This is a genomic window from Veillonella sp., assembly GCF_041333735.1.
Classification (GTDB): domain Bacteria; phylum Bacillota; class Negativicutes; order Veillonellales; family Veillonellaceae; genus Veillonella.
In genome coordinates, this window is sequence record NZ_JBGKFB010000001.1 from 418,534 (window position 1) to 438,370 (window position 19,837).

Annotated in this window: 19 protein-coding genes, 1 pseudogene and 2 riboswitches; of the genes and pseudogenes, 4 read left to right on the forward strand and 16 right to left on the reverse strand. The window is 38.9% G+C overall.

Annotated features, from left to right (window positions below):
• Position 1 precedes the first annotated feature (1 nt).
• Positions 2-835, reverse strand: a complete 834-nt coding sequence (thiD, locus tag ACDF53_RS01900) for a bifunctional hydroxymethylpyrimidine kinase/phosphomethylpyrimidine kinase (protein ID WP_370815313.1) — start codon at positions 833-835, stop codon at positions 2-4.
• Positions 835-1,314 (reverse strand): energy coupling factor transporter S component ThiW, encoded by a 480-nt coding sequence (gene thiW, locus ACDF53_RS01905; RefSeq protein WP_370815314.1) that lies wholly within the window; start codon positions 1,312-1,314, stop codon positions 835-837. The genes thiD and thiW overlap by 1 nt, the downstream gene beginning before the upstream one ends.
• A gap of 63 nt (positions 1,315-1,377) precedes the next feature.
• Positions 1,378-1,472, reverse strand: a riboswitch (TPP riboswitch).
• 81 nt (positions 1,473-1,553) lie between these two features.
• Positions 1,554-1,659, forward strand: a riboswitch (TPP riboswitch).
• A gap of 52 nt (positions 1,660-1,711) precedes the next feature.
• Between thiW and cytX the strand changes: the two genes are divergently transcribed.
• Positions 1,712-2,905 carry a putative hydroxymethylpyrimidine transporter CytX gene (gene cytX / locus ACDF53_RS01910; protein ID WP_370815315.1) on the forward strand — a complete coding sequence of 398 codons (1,194 nt, stop codon included), beginning with the start codon at positions 1,712-1,714 and terminating at the stop codon, positions 2,903-2,905.
• Positions 2,906-2,959: 54 nt separating this feature from the next.
• On the opposite strand, the gene ACDF53_RS01915 is transcribed toward cytX, so the two are convergent.
• The 3 genes from ACDF53_RS01915 to modA all read right to left on the reverse strand — a co-directional run bounded on the left by ACDF53_RS01915 (position 2,960) and on the right by modA (position 5,156).
• Complete coding sequence (locus ACDF53_RS01915) at positions 2,960-3,586, reverse strand: ATP-binding cassette domain-containing protein (protein WP_370815316.1); 627 nt, start codon at positions 3,584-3,586, stop codon at positions 2,960-2,962.
• Between the two features lie 8 nt (positions 3,587-3,594).
• Positions 3,595-4,263: a molybdate ABC transporter permease subunit gene (gene modB, locus ACDF53_RS01920; RefSeq protein WP_370815317.1), complete on the reverse strand. Its 669-nt coding sequence runs from the start codon at positions 4,261-4,263 to the stop codon at positions 3,595-3,597.
• A 104-nt stretch (positions 4,264-4,367) separates the two neighbouring features.
• Entirely contained in the window at positions 4,368-5,156 is a 789-nt protein-coding gene (modA, locus tag ACDF53_RS01925) for a molybdate ABC transporter substrate-binding protein (protein ID WP_370815318.1), read from the reverse strand.
• A 286-nt stretch (positions 5,157-5,442) separates the two neighbouring features.
• Here modA and ACDF53_RS01930 point away from each other — a divergent pair, with 286 nt between their 5' ends.
• The gene (locus tag ACDF53_RS01930; protein ID WP_370815319.1) at positions 5,443-6,432 is read left to right on the forward strand and encodes an AEC family transporter; all 990 of its coding nucleotides are present in this window, start codon (positions 5,443-5,445) and stop codon (positions 6,430-6,432) included.
• Between the two features lie 146 nt (positions 6,433-6,578).
• Here ACDF53_RS01930 and ACDF53_RS01935 read toward each other — a convergent pair whose 3' ends face one another.
• The 9 genes from ACDF53_RS01935 to glmS form a co-directional block, all read right to left on the reverse strand.
• Positions 6,579-6,869, reverse strand: a complete 291-nt coding sequence (locus ACDF53_RS01935) for a metalloregulator ArsR/SmtB family transcription factor (protein ID WP_227721395.1) — start codon at positions 6,867-6,869, stop codon at positions 6,579-6,581.
• A 181-nt stretch (positions 6,870-7,050) separates the two neighbouring features.
• Positions 7,051-7,497 carry a universal stress protein gene (locus tag ACDF53_RS01940; RefSeq protein ID WP_005387768.1) on the reverse strand — a complete coding sequence of 149 codons (447 nt, stop codon included), beginning with the start codon at positions 7,495-7,497 and terminating at the stop codon, positions 7,051-7,053.
• A 169-nt stretch (positions 7,498-7,666) separates the two neighbouring features.
• The gene (locus tag ACDF53_RS01945) at positions 7,667-8,938 is read right to left on the reverse strand and encodes a hypothetical protein (RefSeq protein ID WP_105090143.1); all 1,272 of its coding nucleotides are present in this window, start codon (positions 8,936-8,938) and stop codon (positions 7,667-7,669) included.
• Positions 8,939-8,946: 8 nt separating this feature from the next.
• Complete coding sequence (locus ACDF53_RS01950; protein WP_005387765.1) at positions 8,947-9,705, reverse strand: amino acid ABC transporter ATP-binding protein; 759 nt, start codon at positions 9,703-9,705, stop codon at positions 8,947-8,949.
• Between the two features lie 107 nt (positions 9,706-9,812).
• Entirely contained in the window at positions 9,813-10,469 is a 657-nt protein-coding gene (locus tag ACDF53_RS01955; RefSeq protein ID WP_005387763.1) for an amino acid ABC transporter permease, read from the reverse strand.
• Positions 10,470-10,592: 123 nt separating this feature from the next.
• Complete coding sequence (locus ACDF53_RS01960) at positions 10,593-11,405, reverse strand: amino acid ABC transporter substrate-binding protein (protein WP_370815320.1); 813 nt, start codon at positions 11,403-11,405, stop codon at positions 10,593-10,595.
• 203 nt (positions 11,406-11,608) lie between these two features.
• Entirely contained in the window at positions 11,609-12,085 is a 477-nt protein-coding gene (locus ACDF53_RS01965) for a hypothetical protein (protein ID WP_005387759.1), read from the reverse strand.
• Positions 12,086-12,121: 36 nt separating this feature from the next.
• Positions 12,122-13,108: a tryptophan--tRNA ligase gene (trpS, locus tag ACDF53_RS01970; RefSeq protein WP_005387758.1), complete on the reverse strand. Its 987-nt coding sequence runs from the start codon at positions 13,106-13,108 to the stop codon at positions 12,122-12,124.
• Positions 13,109-13,166: 58 nt separating this feature from the next.
• Entirely contained in the window at positions 13,167-14,999 is a 1,833-nt protein-coding gene (glmS, locus tag ACDF53_RS01975; protein ID WP_370815321.1) for a glutamine--fructose-6-phosphate transaminase (isomerizing), read from the reverse strand.
• A gap of 540 nt (positions 15,000-15,539) precedes the next feature.
• Here glmS and ACDF53_RS01980 point away from each other — a divergent pair.
• The gene (locus ACDF53_RS01980; RefSeq protein ID WP_370815322.1) at positions 15,540-16,922 is read left to right on the forward strand and encodes a hypothetical protein; all 1,383 of its coding nucleotides are present in this window, start codon (positions 15,540-15,542) and stop codon (positions 16,920-16,922) included.
• A 119-nt stretch (positions 16,923-17,041) separates the two neighbouring features.
• Here ACDF53_RS01980 and ACDF53_RS01985 read toward each other — a convergent pair.
• A pseudogene (locus ACDF53_RS01985) lies at positions 17,042-17,260 on the reverse strand (hypothetical protein); the annotation flags it as partial.
• A gap of 271 nt (positions 17,261-17,531) precedes the next feature.
• A complete protein-coding gene (locus tag ACDF53_RS01990; RefSeq protein WP_370815323.1) occupies positions 17,532-18,314 on the reverse strand; it encodes a SinI family restriction endonuclease in 783 nt (260 codons plus the stop codon).
• Between the two features lie 124 nt (positions 18,315-18,438).
• On the opposite strand from ACDF53_RS01990, the gene ACDF53_RS01995 reads away from it, so the two are divergent.
• Positions 18,439-19,821, forward strand: coding sequence for a DNA cytosine methyltransferase (locus tag ACDF53_RS01995; RefSeq protein WP_370815324.1), 1,383 nt, complete (start codon positions 18,439-18,441; stop codon positions 19,819-19,821).
• Positions 19,822-19,837 lie beyond the last annotated feature (16 nt).

Sequence of the window (19,837 nt, forward strand, 5' to 3'; positions counted from 1 at the left end):
TCTAGTCATCTTTCAAGAGCTCATCCATTGTCTCAGGTCCATTAGCTAGTAGTCCATAAGCCATATGGTTAACAGGACCACAGCCATGGCCTAGCGCTGGGTTATGCTTAATAGCAAGAGCGATATAGTCCTTAGCAATACCGATGGCGTCAATTACGTCACGCCCTTTAGCAAGTTCTGCCGTAATAACTGCAGAGAAGGTACAGCCCGTACCATGTGTGTGCACCGTATCATATTTAGGACTAGACCAAGTGCGTACGCTACCATCTTTGGTGAAAGCATAATCCGTTGCATCTTCGCCGATGTGACCGCCCTTAATGATTACCACTTTAGGACCTAAGTCCTGTAAGATACGATGAGCCGCCGTTGTTATATCGCTTTCACAATCAATAGCCATGTCAGCTAAGACCTCAGCCTCACTACGATTAGGGGTGATAACTGTGGCAGTAGGAATGAGTTTAGATTTTAAGAAATTCACCGCCTCATCTGATACGAGTCGGTCACCGCTGGTAGCAATCATAACAGGATCCATTACGTACGGAATATCCTTGCTCACATAAGGATAGATGAGGTCCATCATTTCCGGTAAAGCAATCATGCCTGTCTTAACGGCTTGGGGCGCAATATCTGAGTACACATCGTGTAACTGTTTCTCTATGCTTTCTAAGGATAGATGTTCTACATGATGTACACCCGTAGTATTTTGGGCCACTACAGAGGTAACGACAGCCATGCCGTATACATTTCGGCTTTGGAATGATTTCAAATCGGCCATAATACCAGCACCGCCGCTTGGGTCAGTACCAGCAATTGTTAGTGCAGTATGTAATTTCATTATGCCTCCTTGTGTAATAGATGACGACGAGATAGGATTTGTAACACAATAAATCCAATGCAAGCCCCTGCTATAGAGCTCATGGAGAAGGATGTAATCAAGGTCAACAACGCTAATGGTTTGCCTAATAGGAAATGAGCAATAGGATAGCTCACAAGAGCACCAAGGAGGCCTGTACCGATGATTTCACCTAAAGCTGCCGCCCAGATGGCATTGTATTTTTTATATAAATACGCAGATAGCCAGGCGCCAATCATGCTACCAGGAAAGGCCAATGGAGAACCTAGTGCCAATACATTGCGTAAATAAGATGTACTAAATGCGGCACCTACAGAGAATCTTGCGCCAACTATAACGGCTAAAATTACATTAATCATATGTTGAAACGGAAAGATACGAGCCGGCCCAACAGGAATAGATGTTGTTGACAATACCACACCTAAGGCCACACATATACTAGCAATAATCAGTTTTTTCATAATACCTCCAAATATATAAAAACAAGACCACTCCAAATGGAATGGTCTCGTAATAGTTTAGTATTATGTTTCACTCCACTTCCCTACGCCAGTATTATCTGGATCAGGTCTAGGGTTTTGAATGGTCAATCTCAGCAAAAGCACCCCTAGTGGCAATATATTTTTATACTCTAGTTATAACATTATTATACAATCTATGCAACAAAAGATTTGACTGTTTCCTATTAACCGCCTATAATGAAGCCATAACGGGGTGCTCACACGAGTGGGCTGAGAGTAAGCTAATGCTTTAACCCATAACCTGATTTGGATAATGCCAACGTAGGGAACATAGAGGATTAATAGCCGAGTTCCTTTGAGCTCGGCTTTTTCTATGACTTCCTGGCTAGGAGGACGTATGAAAGACACACACATTACACAACCACAGTTCGCCATGATATGGTTCGGTGCCGCGCTATCCATAGCGGAAATTATGACGGGAACCTATCTGGCCCCCTTAGGTCTCACCCAAGGACTATATGCTATCATACTGGGGCATATCATCGGCGGTATATTACTCTTTGGAGCTGGTCTCATCGGTGGGCGATTGCGACAAGGCAGTATGAATACTACCGCCTTTAGTTTTGGATCCCTAGGGGCTAAGGGCTTTGCCTTTTTAAATATGCTGCAACTCATCGGTTGGACGAGCATCATGATTTACGATGCGATGCTCGCCTTACAAGAGCTAGCACCTCTATCCCCTATGATTTGGACCACAGCTATAGGGGCCCTCGTCATCCTGTGGCTTTTCATCGGCCTCCACAATACTGGCTATATTCAAGCCATCGTCTCTGTTCTACTACTAGGTCTCACCATCTACATGGGCGCTCACATGATAGCTCAATGGCCTAGTGAAAGTAGCCTTGTCACTAGCGGAAATATGAATTTTATGACAGCTCTTGAACTATCTATTGCTATGCCATTATCTTGGTTACCTCTCATCAGCGATTATACTCGTGAAAGTAAACAGCCTTTCTCCGCATCACTGACAAGTGCAACAGTCTACACTATAACAAGTATTGTTATGTACACCTTAGGTCTTAGCGCCGCTATCTTTGGCGGTGGCGACTCTATCATTACCATCATGATGAATGCAGGCCTAGGTCTAGCTGGCCTCATCGTTATCATCTTCTCTACCGTAACTACAACCTTTATGGACGCATACTCTGCAGGCGTATCTAGTACGACCATCTATAGCGGAGCCTCCAGTAAAGGCATCGCCGTTATCGTTACAATCGTCGGAACTATTGCGGCTATCCTATATCCAATGGATGATATTACAGACTTCCTATACCTCATTGGCTCTGTATTTGCACCGATGATAGCCATTCTATTGGCCGACTATTTCATTAATCATCAACAAGTACAAACACTATCGGCTTATCTCGTAAGAGGTCTCATTTGGGCTGTATCCGTTGGCTTATATCACTATATGTTACATAGTGAAAGCACGATAGGTGCTACATTGCCATCTTTTGCTATGGCCTTCATAGTAACCGCTATCGTTGGATATATAAGTAAAACAGTGAATTCATCCGTGGAAATAAAATAACAGTAAAACAAAAATACCTTCATAAGCGATCATGCTTATGAAGGTATTTTACTATTAAGGGATAGTGATTTGCCCATTTTCACATATCCAATGTCTATCGCCTACAGCTTCTACTTCGCTTTCATCATGAGTCACCCATACGCAAGGTACATCCCATTCACGAATGATAGAAACAAGATCTTCACGCACTTGTTTTCGTAAATTCCAATCGAGTGCAGATAAAGGCTCATCAAGGAGCAAAATAGTCGGTTTTGAGTAGAGCGCGCGGCCCAGTGCAACCCTTTGTTGCTCACCGCCAGATAAACTACCAGCCTTGGTATTACGATATTTCTCTAAGCCCAAACGTTGTAACAATGTATCACACATGTCAGGTGTGCCTCGTTTGCTATAGGTAATATTATGTTCTACCGACAAGTGAGGAAATACAATATTGCCTTGTGGCATATAGCCTACTTGCCGTTTTTGAGCGGGCACCCATATCTTTTTGTCTCGATCTACCCACGTCGTTTCATCGTATTGAATACTGCCAGTGGTGGGTTTTACGAGCCCTGCAATGCATTTAATAAAGGTACTTTTACCACTACCAGACTGACCGGTTAACACAGTAATGCCAGAAGACAATGCCCCCTCAGCTTTCACAGTCACAGAAGGTCTAACTACAGTAAAGGAAAATGTAATCATAGAACCTCCTAATTATTCTCTGTATGGCGGAACAAGGAACCTTTTGTAATGAGGTGAATACCGCTCAACAATGCCAATGTAAGGACACAAATATAAACAACAAGCTCGAAGGCATCCATGTACTGCCCGGCCTCTACGTAGGAGTAAATAGCTAACGGCATGGTGCGCGTTACCTTCGGAATATTACCAGCGATTAAGATGGTAGCACCAAATTCCCCCATGGCACGGCAGAACGCTAAGATGCTACCTGTTAAAATACCTTTCCATGCAAGAGGCACAGATATGGTAAAGAATATACGCAATTCTGACGCGCCCAATGTACGTGCTACATCCTCCATATTATGATCGACGGACTGCAACGCAGAGCGTACCGTTTGATAAAATAATGGAAACGCAATAACAGAAGATGCTACGACTGCACCAGAGGCGGCGAAGACAACGCTCATTCCATGTGCTTCAAGCCACGCACCAAAAGCATAACCTGGCGTAAACACCATGAGAAGAGCAAAGCCCACAACTACAGGTGGTAACACAAGCGGTAATGTAATGAGCGCATCAAGAATAGCTATACCGCTCCATTTACAACGATTCATCCAATAACAAGCAGCTAAACCACTTAAAATAACAATGACAAGGGCAATACTTGCCACCCATAATGATAGCCAAAACGGGCTCATGTCACGCCCCCTTTCTCTATATAATGCAATAAAACTTAGTAGTATTAAGAATATCTATATTGTATCATAAGAAAGCGCTAGCCTTTAGAGCTAGCGCCTTACTCTTATTTAGATGGGGAGAAACCGTATTTCTCTAATACTTTTTGGCCTTCTGGGCTCATTACGTATTGGTAGAAATCTTTTGCCAATGCGTTGTCATATTTTTTTATGATACCGATTGGATAGATGACTGGATCATGGGAATCCGCCGGTGTTACAGCAGAGATTTGAACTGCATCGCCTGCAGCAATAGCATCTGTTTTATAGATAAAGCCCGCATCACCAGCACCTTGGCTAATAGATGCTGTTACAGCTTTAACGTCTTTAGCATATACAACGTTTGGCTCAACTTGATCCCATACGCCTAATTTTGTTAATACTTGTTTACCATAATTACCAGCAGGTACTGTTTCAGGGTTACCTAATACGATACGTTTAACAGAAGCAATTTGATTTAATTCAACTTTAGGTTGGCCTTTTGGAACTACGAGAACTAATTCATTAGTTACAAATGGTTTAACATCTGTTACAAGGTCTTTTTCTTGCAACATTTTCATATTCTTTTCGTCAGCAGAGATGAATAAGCTGGCTGGTGCACCTTGTTCAATTTGTTGGCGCAATGTACCAGAACCAGCAAAGTTAATAGCAATTTGGTCATCTGCTAAGTTATGGCTCTTTTTGTAAGAATCTGCTAATTCAGTAAGAGCACCTTTCAAGCTCGCTGCTGCTTGTACAGTAATCTTTTCAGATGTGCTTGGTTTAGCAGAATCTACTGCTTTGTTTGTGTCACTACCACAACCCACTAACAAGGCTAGCATGAAAACGCTCATTAATACTAATAAAATTCGTTTCATAATTCCTCCTGTGCATCCCTTTGGACTCCACACTGTAAAAGCCATGGTTACTCACCGTAGAGACACGTTCAAAGAACAAACTAAAATATACAATATATTCACATTATACTATAAATCGACATATTTAGTCGTATACCAAAAGTCACATCTTTCATAGATATTTCTGATGATTATGATTAGTAATCATAATGGATAAAACTTTTAAGTCTCAAACAATACATACTATGGTATGATAATACTATACATTAAATCCGTACTGAATTAATGAGAAACTCTAGGTGAGATAATGAATATATTCGAGCTAATAGGACATATATTTATGAACTCTATGATTCCTATCTTTATACTGATAGGTGTAGGGTTTATATTGGATAGAAAATTTAAACTAGATTTATATACGCTGAGTAAACTAAACTTCTACATATTATTACCTACCTTTGTATTTAGGGCCATGTATGAAGCTAAATTTACATCGGGTACGTTAGAAATTGTATTTTGTGCACTAATTGTACTCATACTAAACTCTATACTTTCAGGTGTGGTCGGCAAAATACAAGGTTATGATGTAGCAAAAATTGCCACATTAAAGAACTGCGTTATGTTTAACAATGTCGGCAATATGGGCATTGCCCTTGCCATCTTTGTATTTACCAATGTGCCTTACGTTATAGATGGCGCAACCCCCTATGCTGATTTAGGTCTCGTCAGCGTCGTATCCATTATGATTATACAAACCATCACGAGTAATACCTATGGCTTCTACCAAGCTGGGGCTGGACGATTGAGCACAAAGGATGCGTTAAGCGTAGTATTCCATATGCCTATGGTATATGCTATACCGCTTGCATTACTTTGCCAGCTCTTACCATTTGATTTACACGGTCTATTCTTCTTTGCCCCTCTTAAAATCTTTGCTAATGCCTTTGTAGGCGTTGCCATGATTGCTTTAGGGGTGCAGATTAACAGAACGCCATTAAACTTCTTTAAGTCGGATGTTATGCTTGCTACATCCTTACGACTCGTTGTAAGTCCTCTCATTGCTGCAGTCATTACTATATTATTCATAATGTTCTATGGTCCTATGCATCCGATTGCAGCTCAAACGATTGTCATTACCTATAGTGTACCGACAGCCATCAATATGGCTCTCATCGCTATTGAAATGAAAAACAATCCGGAGTACGCTACACAAATTGTAATGGGTACAACTATATTATCAGCAGTGACGATGCCACTATTCATTACTATAGCCTATTACCTCTTCCCATTATATTAATACTAGTATGCCTATACAAAAAGGAGCCGTATAAACGGCTCCTTTTCTTATGTTTTTATAGTATAAATCGTTAGAGGTTATATATCATATATATTTTATACATTCCTAATCAAACTAGACAAGTGGTATACAGTAAGAATATATAACTATTGATGAGATACGTGTTCCATCCCCATTCTTACGAGACCTTCCACATGATCATCGTTTAGAGAGTAGTATGCAGTTTTCCCATCCTTGCGATAGGTCACAAGACGTGCTTGACGCAATACACGCAATTGGTGAGAAATGGCAGATTGTCCCATACCCATTGTTTCTGCAATGTGATTTACACACATTTCGTTTTCTAATAATAATTCTACTATTTTAAGGCGTGTAGGGTCACCCAAGATTTTAAACAGTTCTGCTAGCTTTAGCAATGATTCTTGTTTGTCGCTCATATAGTCCCCCATATTATAAACTATTATCTATGTTTATTTATCATTCTCATGTAACGTAATTTCGTTCTTATTTGTAAACCTAAACGGCATACATATAAATATTATATCATTTTTGAGCTATAAAAAAGAGACTTTGTTATAACAAAGTCTCTTTTTGTATCATATCTGTACAGGATATGAATTATTTAATGATCAATACAGGGCAAGTGGAGTGACTAGTTACATAGCTACTTACGCTACCCATGAATAAGCCTTTCAATGGACCAAGGCCACGGCTACCCATTACGATAAGGTCAGCATTGTATTTTTTAGCTACTGCTAATAATGCAGGACCAGGGGAACCAACTTCGAATACGCTTTTAACTTTTACGCCTGTAGGAATTTCTTTTACTACATCGTTAAGGATTTCTTTACCAGTTTCTTCCATATCTTCTGCAATTTGTTCAGATACGTAACCACCGGAAATTGGTGTTTGATCGAAATTGGAAATAGCAGACACGATGTTTGCAACATGAACAACAATCAATTCAGCATGGTTGCGGTCCGCTACAGCGAGAGCATGTTCCAACGCACGTTTAGCATTTTCAGAACCATCAGTAGGTACGACAATAGTTTTGTAGGTAACCATAATAACCCCTCCTATTTCTAATCCCTCAAAGGGGATATGATCAAAGATCGTTTAGCCTATAGTATTATATTCTAGACCATCAAGGAAAACTCCTCTTTTTCTAGAGGATTTCTTTTATTATAGCACAAATTATACAGATTTATACAAATAAAAGAATATTATGTGTATATTATAAAACTTGTGATGACTGGTTAGTATTCAATGTAGTGGTCAATTTAAATCCATCGAGCACATCGATAAGCTCAGGTGTAGTAAGGCTAGTACCTGCAGGACCAATCATACGAGCCACAGCTACATTGCCTTCATTACCTAAGATAATAGTAGCAGCAAAAGATACCGGTGCTGCTACAGATGTATCAGCCGTATTCGGGTTCTTCATATGACCTGCCAAGTAGAACATTACATTACCATCGATAATATGTGTTTCATAACGTGTAATCGTTGCCTTATTTACCTCAACCAATTGTTTAAGGTAATAATCACCTAGCATTTGTTTGCCCATCATGGTAGGCATACCTGTGCTAACCGCTTGTACTGGTATTGTAAAGGATTCAATATCGAGGCGAACATTATGCTTAGCGAAAGCAATTTTACCCTTTTCATTTAGACGGGTAAAGCCTTTTGGATAGGTAAATTTAATGCCTTCAGCTACACTGATATCACTTGTGCCAGAAATAAACTGCTTAACACCTTTGATTGTACTAGAACCAGATTTATTTAGTAATTCAAAGGATGGAATTGTATGCTCCATCAAGCCTTGTTCCATGAATTCCCCTTGAATAGGTGCATAGGTACTCACCAAATTATAGCGATGTGTTGGATCCTTATCCATGATAAATTCCGCTTCAAATACAGATTGAACAGGCTCTGTAGATGTCATTTCAGCATACGATTTTGGTGTTGTTTTATCCCAACGCGCTGATGTAGCCCCTTTCTTTGTGAAGAAGCCCCCAACGATATCGTTGTTTTCAAAGACATTACTATGCTGACGCCAGATGCTCAAGTACTCTTCATCAGACATACCCTTGATTGGCACACCATACCAAGTCGTATTCCATTCCTTTTGAGATACCCCGTCTTGCGGTGTATTATTGCGTTTTGTGAAAGATACAGTATAGGAATCATCTTGCGTTGGACCCGCTAGGTTGAAAGAATAGCCTTGAATATGCTCACTTTCACTACGCACATCCATATCTATCTTAACACCATCAGCTACACGCCATGGAATCGTAAAGGTATAGCCATTTTTATAGTCCTTGACCACCGTATTCATCGTAGTTGCATACGATTTATACTGCTCTGGCAAAATAGAGGCAGAGTCTTTTTGGGAATCTACGATAGCCATCGGAGTTCCAGGTGTGCCTTGTAAACCTTCTGCCATAATAGAGGTCGTGCTCATAGCCATGACAGCCAATGTTGCAGCCATAAAACGTAACTTCATAAGACCTCCTATAACATGTTCTCCAAGAACGCTTTCGTTCTATCGTTCTGTGGATTGTTGAAAATTTGTTCTGGTGTACCTTCCTCTTGGATAACACCATCTGCCATGAAGATGACACGATCAGATACTTCACGAGCAAAGTTCATTTCATGGGTTACGATAATCATCGTCATATGATCATCAGCCAACTGTTTTATGGTCTTAAGAACCTCACCTGTTAATTCTGGGTCAAGGGCTGATGTAGGCTCATCAAATAGCATGATTTCTGGGTTCATCGCCAATGCACGAGCAATGGCCACACGTTGTTGTTGACCCCCGGACAAACGGGATGGATACATATCGCGCTTTTCCCATAGACCAACTTTATTGAGTAATCGCTCTGCTATTGGTAAAATCTCATCATCTTTCATACCTTTTACCATGCGCGGTGCGATCATAATATTATCAAGAACCGTCATATGAGGGAATAAATTGAAAGATTGGAAAACCATGCCCATGCGTAATAGCAAATCATGTTGTGTTTCTTGGCTAGCATAGTTTACAGTGCCATTAGCATCTGTACTAGCAAGAACTGTACCATCTACAGTAATAGAGCCACCATCAATGGTCTCCAATTGACCTAAGCAGCGCAAGAATGTAGATTTACCAGAGCCAGATGGGCCGATAATAGAAACGATTTCCCCTCTATCCATTTTGAGCGATACATCGCGCAATACAGTTTGATTGTTAAAGCGTTTTTCAATACGCTCCATGTTTACAAATGTCATAAGTACCTCTTACATCGTCGTATTAACTAAATAGTTGTAGTCTTAAATAGTGCTATAGCCCCTCAAACAACTACATCTATATCTACGACACACTACTACAGAATAGATTAATCTTCATATACAGCAAATCGTCTTTCTAAGTAGTTGAAGATATTTGTCAAAATAAAGGTAAAGATCAAGTAGAATAAAGCTGCCACTAAAAAGGCAGAGATATCAAAGTCACGTTGTACGATAGATTTTGTAATACGCAAGATATCATTCATAGCCAATACGTATACAAGAGACGTATCTTTCAACAAGTTAATTGTTTCGTTCGCAAGTGGAGGCAATACGCGTTTAAACATTTGAGGTAAGATGATTTTACGCATTGTTTGAGCATAGGTAAAACCAAGAACCTTTGCCCCTTCGTACTGACCACGAGAAATGGATTGAATACCACCGCGGAAAATTTCACATAAATAAGCGGCGTAGTTTAATACGAATGTAAGAACAGCGGCTGTAGCATCATCCATTTGTACCGCACCATCTGTAATGATAGGCAATGCATAGTAAACGAATAAAATTTGTAGCATTAATGGTGTGCCGCGCATCAAATATACGAAAGCTTCAACAATTTTGTCGAGCACTGTAAATTTAGATAGACGTACCAAAGCAAGTAAGATACCGCCAGGAATGGATAAAATCCATACAATACAGAAGAGCGATACGGTTACCTTTAAACCATCAGCGATGGTTGGGATAATCTGCAATAAATAATCTAACATGGAATACTCCTTCAAAACACGACTAGAGAAGAGGCATCTGGCCTCTTCTCTAGTGTACATTTCGTTCTTTAATTATCTGTTGTACATACTGACCATAGTACTATTAGTATATCACGAATTGTACTATTTAGCATCGCTCTTATCTAGGTCTGCACTAGAGCCCAACCATTTTTCAACGATTTTATCAGCAGTACCATCTTTTTTCATGTCCGCTAAGATACCATTGATTTTATCACGTAATGCAGTGTCATCTTTACGGAAGCCAACAGCGAAGTTATCAACACCGTAATCAGTACCGTCTACGATTTTGTATTTACCAGGTTCTTTTGTCATGAGGTAACGAGCGATAACACCATCAGCGATAACGGCATCAACACGACCAATACCAAGATCCATGAAAGCACTTACGAAATCAGCATAGGATTTTGTTTCTTTTACAGTTTTACCGCTTGGATCATTTTGCAATGCAGATTCACCAGTACTAGCTTGTTGAACACCTACTACTTTACCTGCTAAATCAGCTTTGGATTTGATGGAGTCATCATCATTACGAACAACGATGTATTGTTTATCCTTCATGTATGTGTTGGAGAACAAAATATTTTTCTCACGTTCAGGAGATACTGTTAAGCCATTCCATAAAGCGTCGATTTTTTTAGATTTCAACTCAGCTTCTTTACTGGACCAGTCGATAGCTTTGAACTCTACTTCCATGCCAGCGCGTTTAGCCGCTTCTTTAGCCATATCAATATCTAAACCAACGATTTCGCCTTTATCATCTTTAAAGCCCATTGGAGGGAAGCTATCATCTAAGCCGATAACGATTTTTTTAGGCAATTCTGTATTAGCGGTTTTAGTATCGCTACCACAACCCGTTACAAATACCATCATAGATACTGCTGCAAGGCCAACGGCCATCATTTTTTTCCAATTCATAACTATCCTCCACGGTGTATTACACCTTTAACTACTTGCTATTATATGCTGTACAGAACACACCTCTGTACCCGATGATTGTATTATACTTTAGTTCGTTAAAGTTGTAAATAGCTAATTTGATGAATTTTTTGAATTTTCTTAATTAATCCATGCTACATACTATGTTTTATAGCTCAAAAGCCTTTGTATATACTTATACTTTAAAGCTCTGAATGCTTATGAATAGCCTCAATCATAGCCATTTTATCTTTATACCCTACCTGTGCAAGATCTAAGGGTATGACATAAATCCCACCATGACCATTCATGGCCTGCAATTCACGCCACCCCTCGGTAAATCCAATAATATGCTCATAATCGACAAAGACAAAATATTCATCCCCATGAAAGAGACTGTGAAAGTATTCTATAAAAGAAAAAGGCCTACGTTTTAACACGAGGCCCTTTTCACAGATAAAAGCTTGACTCTCACCTAATCTATGAAGGGTCCACAATATAAGAAGTAACAACAGATAATACAATATACGCTCAGCCCAATCGGACGGCAAATATTTCACAATTAACACGCACACCAATAGACCGACGATACGTCCAGTCCACTGGATTCCACGATGTATTTCTAAGCTCTGTTGTACGGCACCTGATGAAAAGCGTTCCATTGCCTCTTGTTTCGTCATGGCTTACCTCACAAATTGAAAGTCTACTATATGATTTTATTTACGGCACAAGCCCATAGCTTGCTCAACTTTACGGTACATTTGGCTCGCTTTAGCATGAGCCTTAGCAGCACCTTCATCGAGAATGACATCGAGTTCAGGGCTTGTAATCAATTCATTGTAACGTTGTTGGATTGGCTCAAGAGTTGCCACCAAAAGATCGGCAATATCGGATTTGAATACGCCATAACCTTTACCAGCATACATTTCTTCGATGGCTTCATAGCTGTCTTTTGTGATAGCACGGTAAATGCCCATCAAGTTAGAAATGCCCGGTTTGTTTTCTTTATCGTAACGCACTGCATTATCAGAGTCAGTTTGAGCACGTTTCAATTTTTTCACGATCAAATCTGGTGCATCCAAAAGGCGAATGGTAGCATTTTGGTTATCATCAGATTTACTCATTTTCTTAGTTGGTTCTTGTAAGCTCATAACGCGAGCACCACCTTCGCCTACCTTGATATCAGGCACTACGAAAGTTTCACCGAACCTACGGTTAAAACGCTCTGCCAAATTACGAGTCAACTCAAGATGTTGCTTTTGGTCCTCACCTACAGGAACATAGTTTGTACCATATAACAAGATATCTGCCGCCATCAATGGTGGGTACGTAAGCAATGCGGTAGGAATAGAGTCACCTTGCTTTTGAGACTTATCTTTGTACTGCGTCATGCGCTCTAATTCGCCAACATAGCTAATAGATTGCATAACCCAACCGAGTTTAACATGCTCAGGTACTTCGGATTGTACGAACAATGTTACCTTTTTAGGATCGAGGCCAACCGCTAGGTACAACGCAGCCAAATTACGAGTATTTTGGAATAACTCTTTTGGATCTTGCGGTACAGTAATCGCATGTTGGTTAACGATACAATAATAACATTCGTCAGTATCTTGATAGTCTAAGAAATTACGTAAAGCCCCCAAATAGTTACCAAGTGTTAACTCACCACTTGGTTGGATGCCGGAAAATATAACTGCCATAATAGTCTCCCTATATTGAAATAAACCAACAGTGCCGAAGCACTGTTGGTTATATATATTATTCTACGGTTACAGATTTAGCCAAGTTACGTGGTTTATCTACATCTGCGCCGCGTGTAATCGCTGCATAGTACGCTAATAATTGCAATGGTACAACCGCAAGGATTGGAGCGATGAATTTATTCGCACGAGGAACATAGATTGTATGGTCTACGTGTTTAGATAATTCTTCGTCACCTTTCATGCCAATACCGATTACAACAGCTTCACGAGCTTTTACTTCGCGGATGTTGCTGATCATCTTATCGTATACATCCTCTTGTGTAGCCAATGCGATAACAGGTACGCCTTCTTCAATAAGAGCTAATGTACCATGTTTCAATTCGCCACCAGCATATGCTTCAGCATGGATGTAAGAAATTTCTTTCAATTTCAAAGCACCTTCCATTGCTACTGCATAGTCGATAGCACGGCCCAAGAAGAACGCATCAGATTTGAAGCCGTAATGCTTAGCAAAGGCTTTCATATCTTCGTCTACTTCAAAGATTTCATGAATCAATGTAGGCAAGTTTTTAACACCGCTAAGGATTTCTTCACCTAAAGCTGGATTCATTTTGCCATTTAATTGACCAAGGTATACAGCGAACAACAAGCCAGCTACTAATTGAGTAGTGTAAGCTTTTGTAGATGCTACAGAGATTTCAGGGCCTGCCCATGTGTAAACAGTGTTGTCTGCTTCACGGGAGATACTGGAACCTACTACGTTAGTAATCGCCAAGGATTTAGCACCAAGGCGTTTTGCCTCTTTCAACGCAGCCAATGTATCAGATGTTTCACCAGATTGGCTGATAACGATACATAATGTTTTGTCATCAGTCAATGGATTGCTGTAACGGTACTCGGATGCGATTTCCACACTTACAGGAATACGCGCCAAGTTTTCAATATATTGTTTTGTTACAAGACCAGCATGGTATGCTGTACCACATGCAACGATGAAGATTTTATTGAAAGCTGCTACATCTTCAGCAGTCCAATTCAATTCATCAAAGATAGCTGTTTTACCATCTTCAGAGATATGTGTACCGAAAGTATCGCGTACAGCTTTAGGTTGGTCATGAATTTCTTTCAACATGAAGTGTTCATAACCGCCTTTTTCTGCTGCTTCCGCATTCCAGTTAACATGGAATACTTCTTTATCAACAGGGTTGCCTTCACGGTCGAATACGGATACATTATCACGAGTTACGATAGCTAATTCACCATCGCTCAAAATGTATGTATCGCGTGTGTAGTTAATGATAGCTGGAATATCGGATGCTACAAAGTTTTCACCTTTGCCAAGACCGATAACCAATGGGTTTTCTTTTTTAGTACAGATGATTTTATCTGGCTCATCAGCACAGATGATTTCAAGAGCATACGCACCATCAACACGAGCTAGCATGCGACGTACTGTGCCTACGAAATCGCCATCGTACATATCTTCTAATAAATGAGCTACTACTTCTGTATCAGTTTCAGATTTGAAATGGTACCCTTTTGCAATGAGCTCTTCTTTTAAAGGCATGTAATTTTCAATAATACCGTTGTGTACAACAGCAAATTTACCATCTTCAGATGCATGAGGATGGGCGTTCATATCGGATGGACGACCATGAGTAGCCCAACGAGTATGACCAATACCTATAGTCCCTTCATTAGGATCTGCTTTTACAATCGCCTCAAGATTAGCAAGACGGCCAACCTTCTTTTGAATTTTAATAACATTTTCAGAGCCGATAACAGCAATACCTGCAGAGTCATAACCACGGTATTCTAACTTCGCCATACCGTCCAACAAGAAATCAGATGCTTGATTAAAGCCAATGTATCCTACGATACCGCACATAAGTATATCCTCCTATAACTGGGGGCATTCTAGCCCCAGCCAAAAACTAAGGCTAACAAATTACTATTCTAACTTAACAATCTAAGTTAATGTTCAAATTATGTATCAAATAGTATTTGAATACAATTCATTCAGATACACTTTGTCCCCATCGTTACCGATGGGCTTTTTAGTATCTGTTACGACATGAATATGCCGGAAGAGCATCCGCTGATGATTCGATTACTCTTCACCTCGTCTACCCTAACGACTGCCTTCGCGGGTACTTGCGCTATTCGCCTTTACGAATTAGGGAACTCCTTTCTATAAGATACGGCAGATCTTAACAGTATACATCATATACCAATCTATATTATACGTGATAAGTAATGGTGAAAGCAAGATATCCTCATCGACATATCTAAACATCACGGTTAATATTTGTTTATAAATCCCATGTATCATTCATACTATTTTCACAGATAATTACTATACTTCTTACAATCTTAATTTTACACAATTCGATTTTATCGTGCAATAAATATTTGGAGGTTATTATATATGACACATTCACGTAATTATAAAACTTTAAGACGTTTCATCGTTCCAGCTTTAGCGGGCGGCGCCCTCGCAGCACTCGCATTCGCCCCTACCTTTGGTGCAGAACCAGTACATTCTAATGTTCCACCACAAAGCATATCTGCCCCTAAGGCTGATGCACCTAATACTGATACACCTAAAAATGATGTACCTAGACCAGATGATGTAAAGACAGGCGAAATTAATGAACCAACACCTCATAAGGAAGCTGATCCTAGTACTTTCACAGGCACATCTGTTATTAGTGAAAATCAAACATTAGAACATCAACGGTTCGACAATACTACAAGCGACCAAAATGCTTTCATTGGAAAAAACAAAGCCATTATCACCATCGATAGCAGCGTATTTGATAAACAAGGCAACACCACAAATGATGACAACAGTAACTTCCGCGGACAAAACGCAGTAGTGCTCGGCATCGAAGGCAGTCAAACTAGCATTAAAAATAGTAATATTACATCTAATAGCATTGGCTCTAATGCGGTATTTGCCACTGGCGAAGGCTCTATCATTAATGTAGAAAATACAAATATTCACACTAAGGGCGATTCCTCTCGCGGCTTAGATGCAACATACAAAGGCACTGTAAACGGTAAAAATTTAACCATCACCACTGAAGGTGCTCACTCTGCTACGCTTGCTACAGACCGTGGCGAAGGTACCATTAATGCGGAGGCAGCTAAGCTAACGACCTCTGGTGCGGGTAGCCCTGTTATCTACTCCACTGGCAACATTACAGCAAACAGCATCAATGGCGTAGCTAACAAGAGTGAAATAGGCGTCGTAGAAGGTAAAAATTCCATCACCATTACAAACTCTAATGTAACAGGCTACCAAGATAATGGCTTCATGCTATACCAAAGCTTCTCAGGTGATGCGGAAAGCGGTATCGCTCGTTTAAAAGCGGAAAATAACACACTCACAACTCATGGTACAGGTGCATTCATCTATGTAAACAACACCACTGCTGAAGTAGACCTTACAGGCAACACGATTGTAATGCCAAATACTACGACACTCGTGAAAGCAGCAGCAGACTCCCGCTGGGGTAAAGATGGTGAAAACGGCGGGCACCTCACACTCCATGCGTCTAACCAAGAACTTAACGGTAACATCGTAGCCGACTCCATCAGTACTGTCGCACTGGACATGACTAATGGATCCAGCCTAGTTGGCGCTATAAACACAGATAACACCGCTAAAGAAATTACAATGAAACTCAGCAAAGACTCTACCTGGACACTCACAGGCGACAGCTATGTAAAGTCCTTAACTAACGAAGACACAACAAACAGTAACATTCACTTGAATGGATATAAACTTGTCGTAGCTGATAAATAAAACCAAGAAATAAAAGAGGCAACGTCGACGACGTTGCCTCTTTTATTTCTATGCCGATTTAGAACCATACAAAGCTGCATAAGGTATATCAAAATTTATCCTGAAAGTTCATGCGTGAATTAGTCTATCAAGTAGCAGTCATATATGGGCCATAGTTTTAATTCAACTACAGGCCTGTAGTTTTCATATTTAATCTTATGTTCTAATATATTTAGGCTTTCTAAATCATCTTCCCAACATTGGAGATGCTCTTGCCTCTCTTCTTCACTCTCAAAGTCATCATCTATTTTTACATCTTCAATACATGCTAGTATTTCTGTTCGTTGTTTATCTACTTCATGACTTAAGAAGCTATACAAAGTAATAATTATATTCTATTGGCATATCTTTTTAATAATTCTTCAGATACGGTCTTTGTTTTTCATATTCTTTGAGTTCAAACAAACACACTTTATAGCCAAAACGTATTATATATATCTAATTGAATATGTATAATCTCGTTATAATGAAAAATATATTCAAAGTGTACCTCCTTATGAAACAACATAAGGAGGTACGACATATTAGCTATTACTATTCAATATAAGCTTATTCAGTTAAACCTTTATCTTATCTAAACTCAATATTGGAATTATCATCAATATATTTTAAATAACTATTTTCAGTTAACGCATCATTCACATCATCACAATTTACAATTTTTTGCAATTCGGGCCAATTATCTAATGGTTTTGTCGGATTACTTTTTCGAGGTCTATTTAGTCTATTCCATTTAGTAATTGGAGTGCTATCACGAATGGCGCTACTAGAGCTATTTTCTGAATTATATTTATTCTTAACTTGTAATAAGATATCAGATTTATCTTCTAGAATGTAACAAAAGTCAACAGCTCTGTAGACCTCTCCTGCACACCAAATCCACCCAATTGGTTCTAATATAGTTTTTAGATATTCCTCTAATACTCTTCCATTAAGATTCTCTAACCCCATCAGTATAAAGTGCTGTTTATATGCATCTAAAGCTAATGATTCGCCATCATCACAATCACGTGAAAAGTATACTACTAAGTGCTGAAGTAGAGCTTCATCTATTTCACCAATACTATTAATCTCACTTTCAAGGGGTTTTTGATTATGCCCATCAATATACTTTTGAATCCATTTATATAAATAGCCCCTAATAGCATCTTCAATATGATCATAATCAGATAATCGAATATTAGGAAATAAATACAAATGATTTAACGCATAATCAAAAAGCTTTTGTATATTATCATAATAGACTGTATTAGCTTCTAATAATTCTGGAATTAACTCTTCAAAAGTCCGCATAGCAAGTAATCTTAAATTATAATCCTCCCTGATAGCTTTTCCCAAATCAAAATTAGGCATCAATCTCATCCCCTTTAATACATATAATATGGTAAAAATAATTCAATTATAAGTTTATCATATATTATTAAAATTATGTTATACTTACATTGGGTCTATTTTTTGTTTCTTTAAGGGTAATAAAATGAGTATTTTGACTATTGATGATATTTCCACACAACTTAATATTTCACCACAATATGCACGTCGATTACTAAAGGAAAATAAGATTGAAGGAATATTAAAAAATAATATTTGGACAACTACACAAAAAAATCTCGATTTATATAAGCAAAGACAAGATGTTATTATTGATCCAGCAGATAGAGTACGTAAATCCCAAAAAATTCCTAATATTGTTTCTTTATCTTTTTTTAGTGGTGGAATGGGGTTAGATATTGGAATGAAAAACGTAGGTATCCACCCATTGTTGGCATGTGAAATTAATAAAGAAGCGAGAGCTACCATTGTAGAAAATGATTCTGAAATCGGTCTTATTAGAGATATCTGGGAATGTAATAAAAAAACTGTTTATGAATATGCTAATTTGCCATTAGATACCCCCATAGATATTATTTTTGGTGGCCCTCCATGTCAGGCATTCTCAACAGCCGGAAACAGAAAAGGTTTTGATGATGACAGAGGAAGTGTTTTTATAAAATATTTAGATATAATAGCAGAACTAAAGCCTAAATATGTTGTACTAGAAAATGTAAGAGGACTACAAACAACCCCATCCATAATAGAGGAATCAAATGGACGTCCAATAAAAGGTGCTGCCCTATATTATGCATATAAACGATTAAGAGAACTAGGTTATTCTGTATCATTCAATTTATATAATGCAGCAAATTTTGGTGCGCCACAAAAAAGAGAACGTTACGTAATCTTAGCCAAATACGGAGATCAAAAACTTCCCTACTTGATACCTACAAACTCAGAACACGGAGAATATAACCTTCCTAAATGGAATACTTTAGCTAGTGCAATACAAGATATTCAAAATACACAAATGCATTATATTGATATTCCCAAAACACGAGTTGATTGGTATAAAAAAATTCCAGAGGGCGGTAATTGGAAATCCTTATCACCAGATGATCAAAAAATAGCAATGGGGAAAAAGTATTATATGTCTGGTGGGAAAACTGGATTTTTTAGAAGGCTAAGTTTTGATGAACCTAGCCCTACACTTGTAACAACACCAATAATGCCTGCAACTGATTTAATACATCCAACTGAACTAAGACCTCTCTCTATTGAAGAGTACGCACGTATCCAAGGCTTTCCAGACTCTTGGAAATTTAAAGGTAAAATAGGCGAAATATATAAACAAATTGGTAATGCCGTACCAATAAAACTAGGTGAAGCAATAGGCCAAGTAATAATAAATGATATAAATAATAATCCTATTATGCCTCCTTCTAGCTTTAAATATTCGCGTTATAAAAATACATCCGATATAGAGTTAATACCATTAATAGAAAAATCATTAAATAAAAGTTCTCAAAATGACACTTTATTCTAAATCATCAAAAGATTGT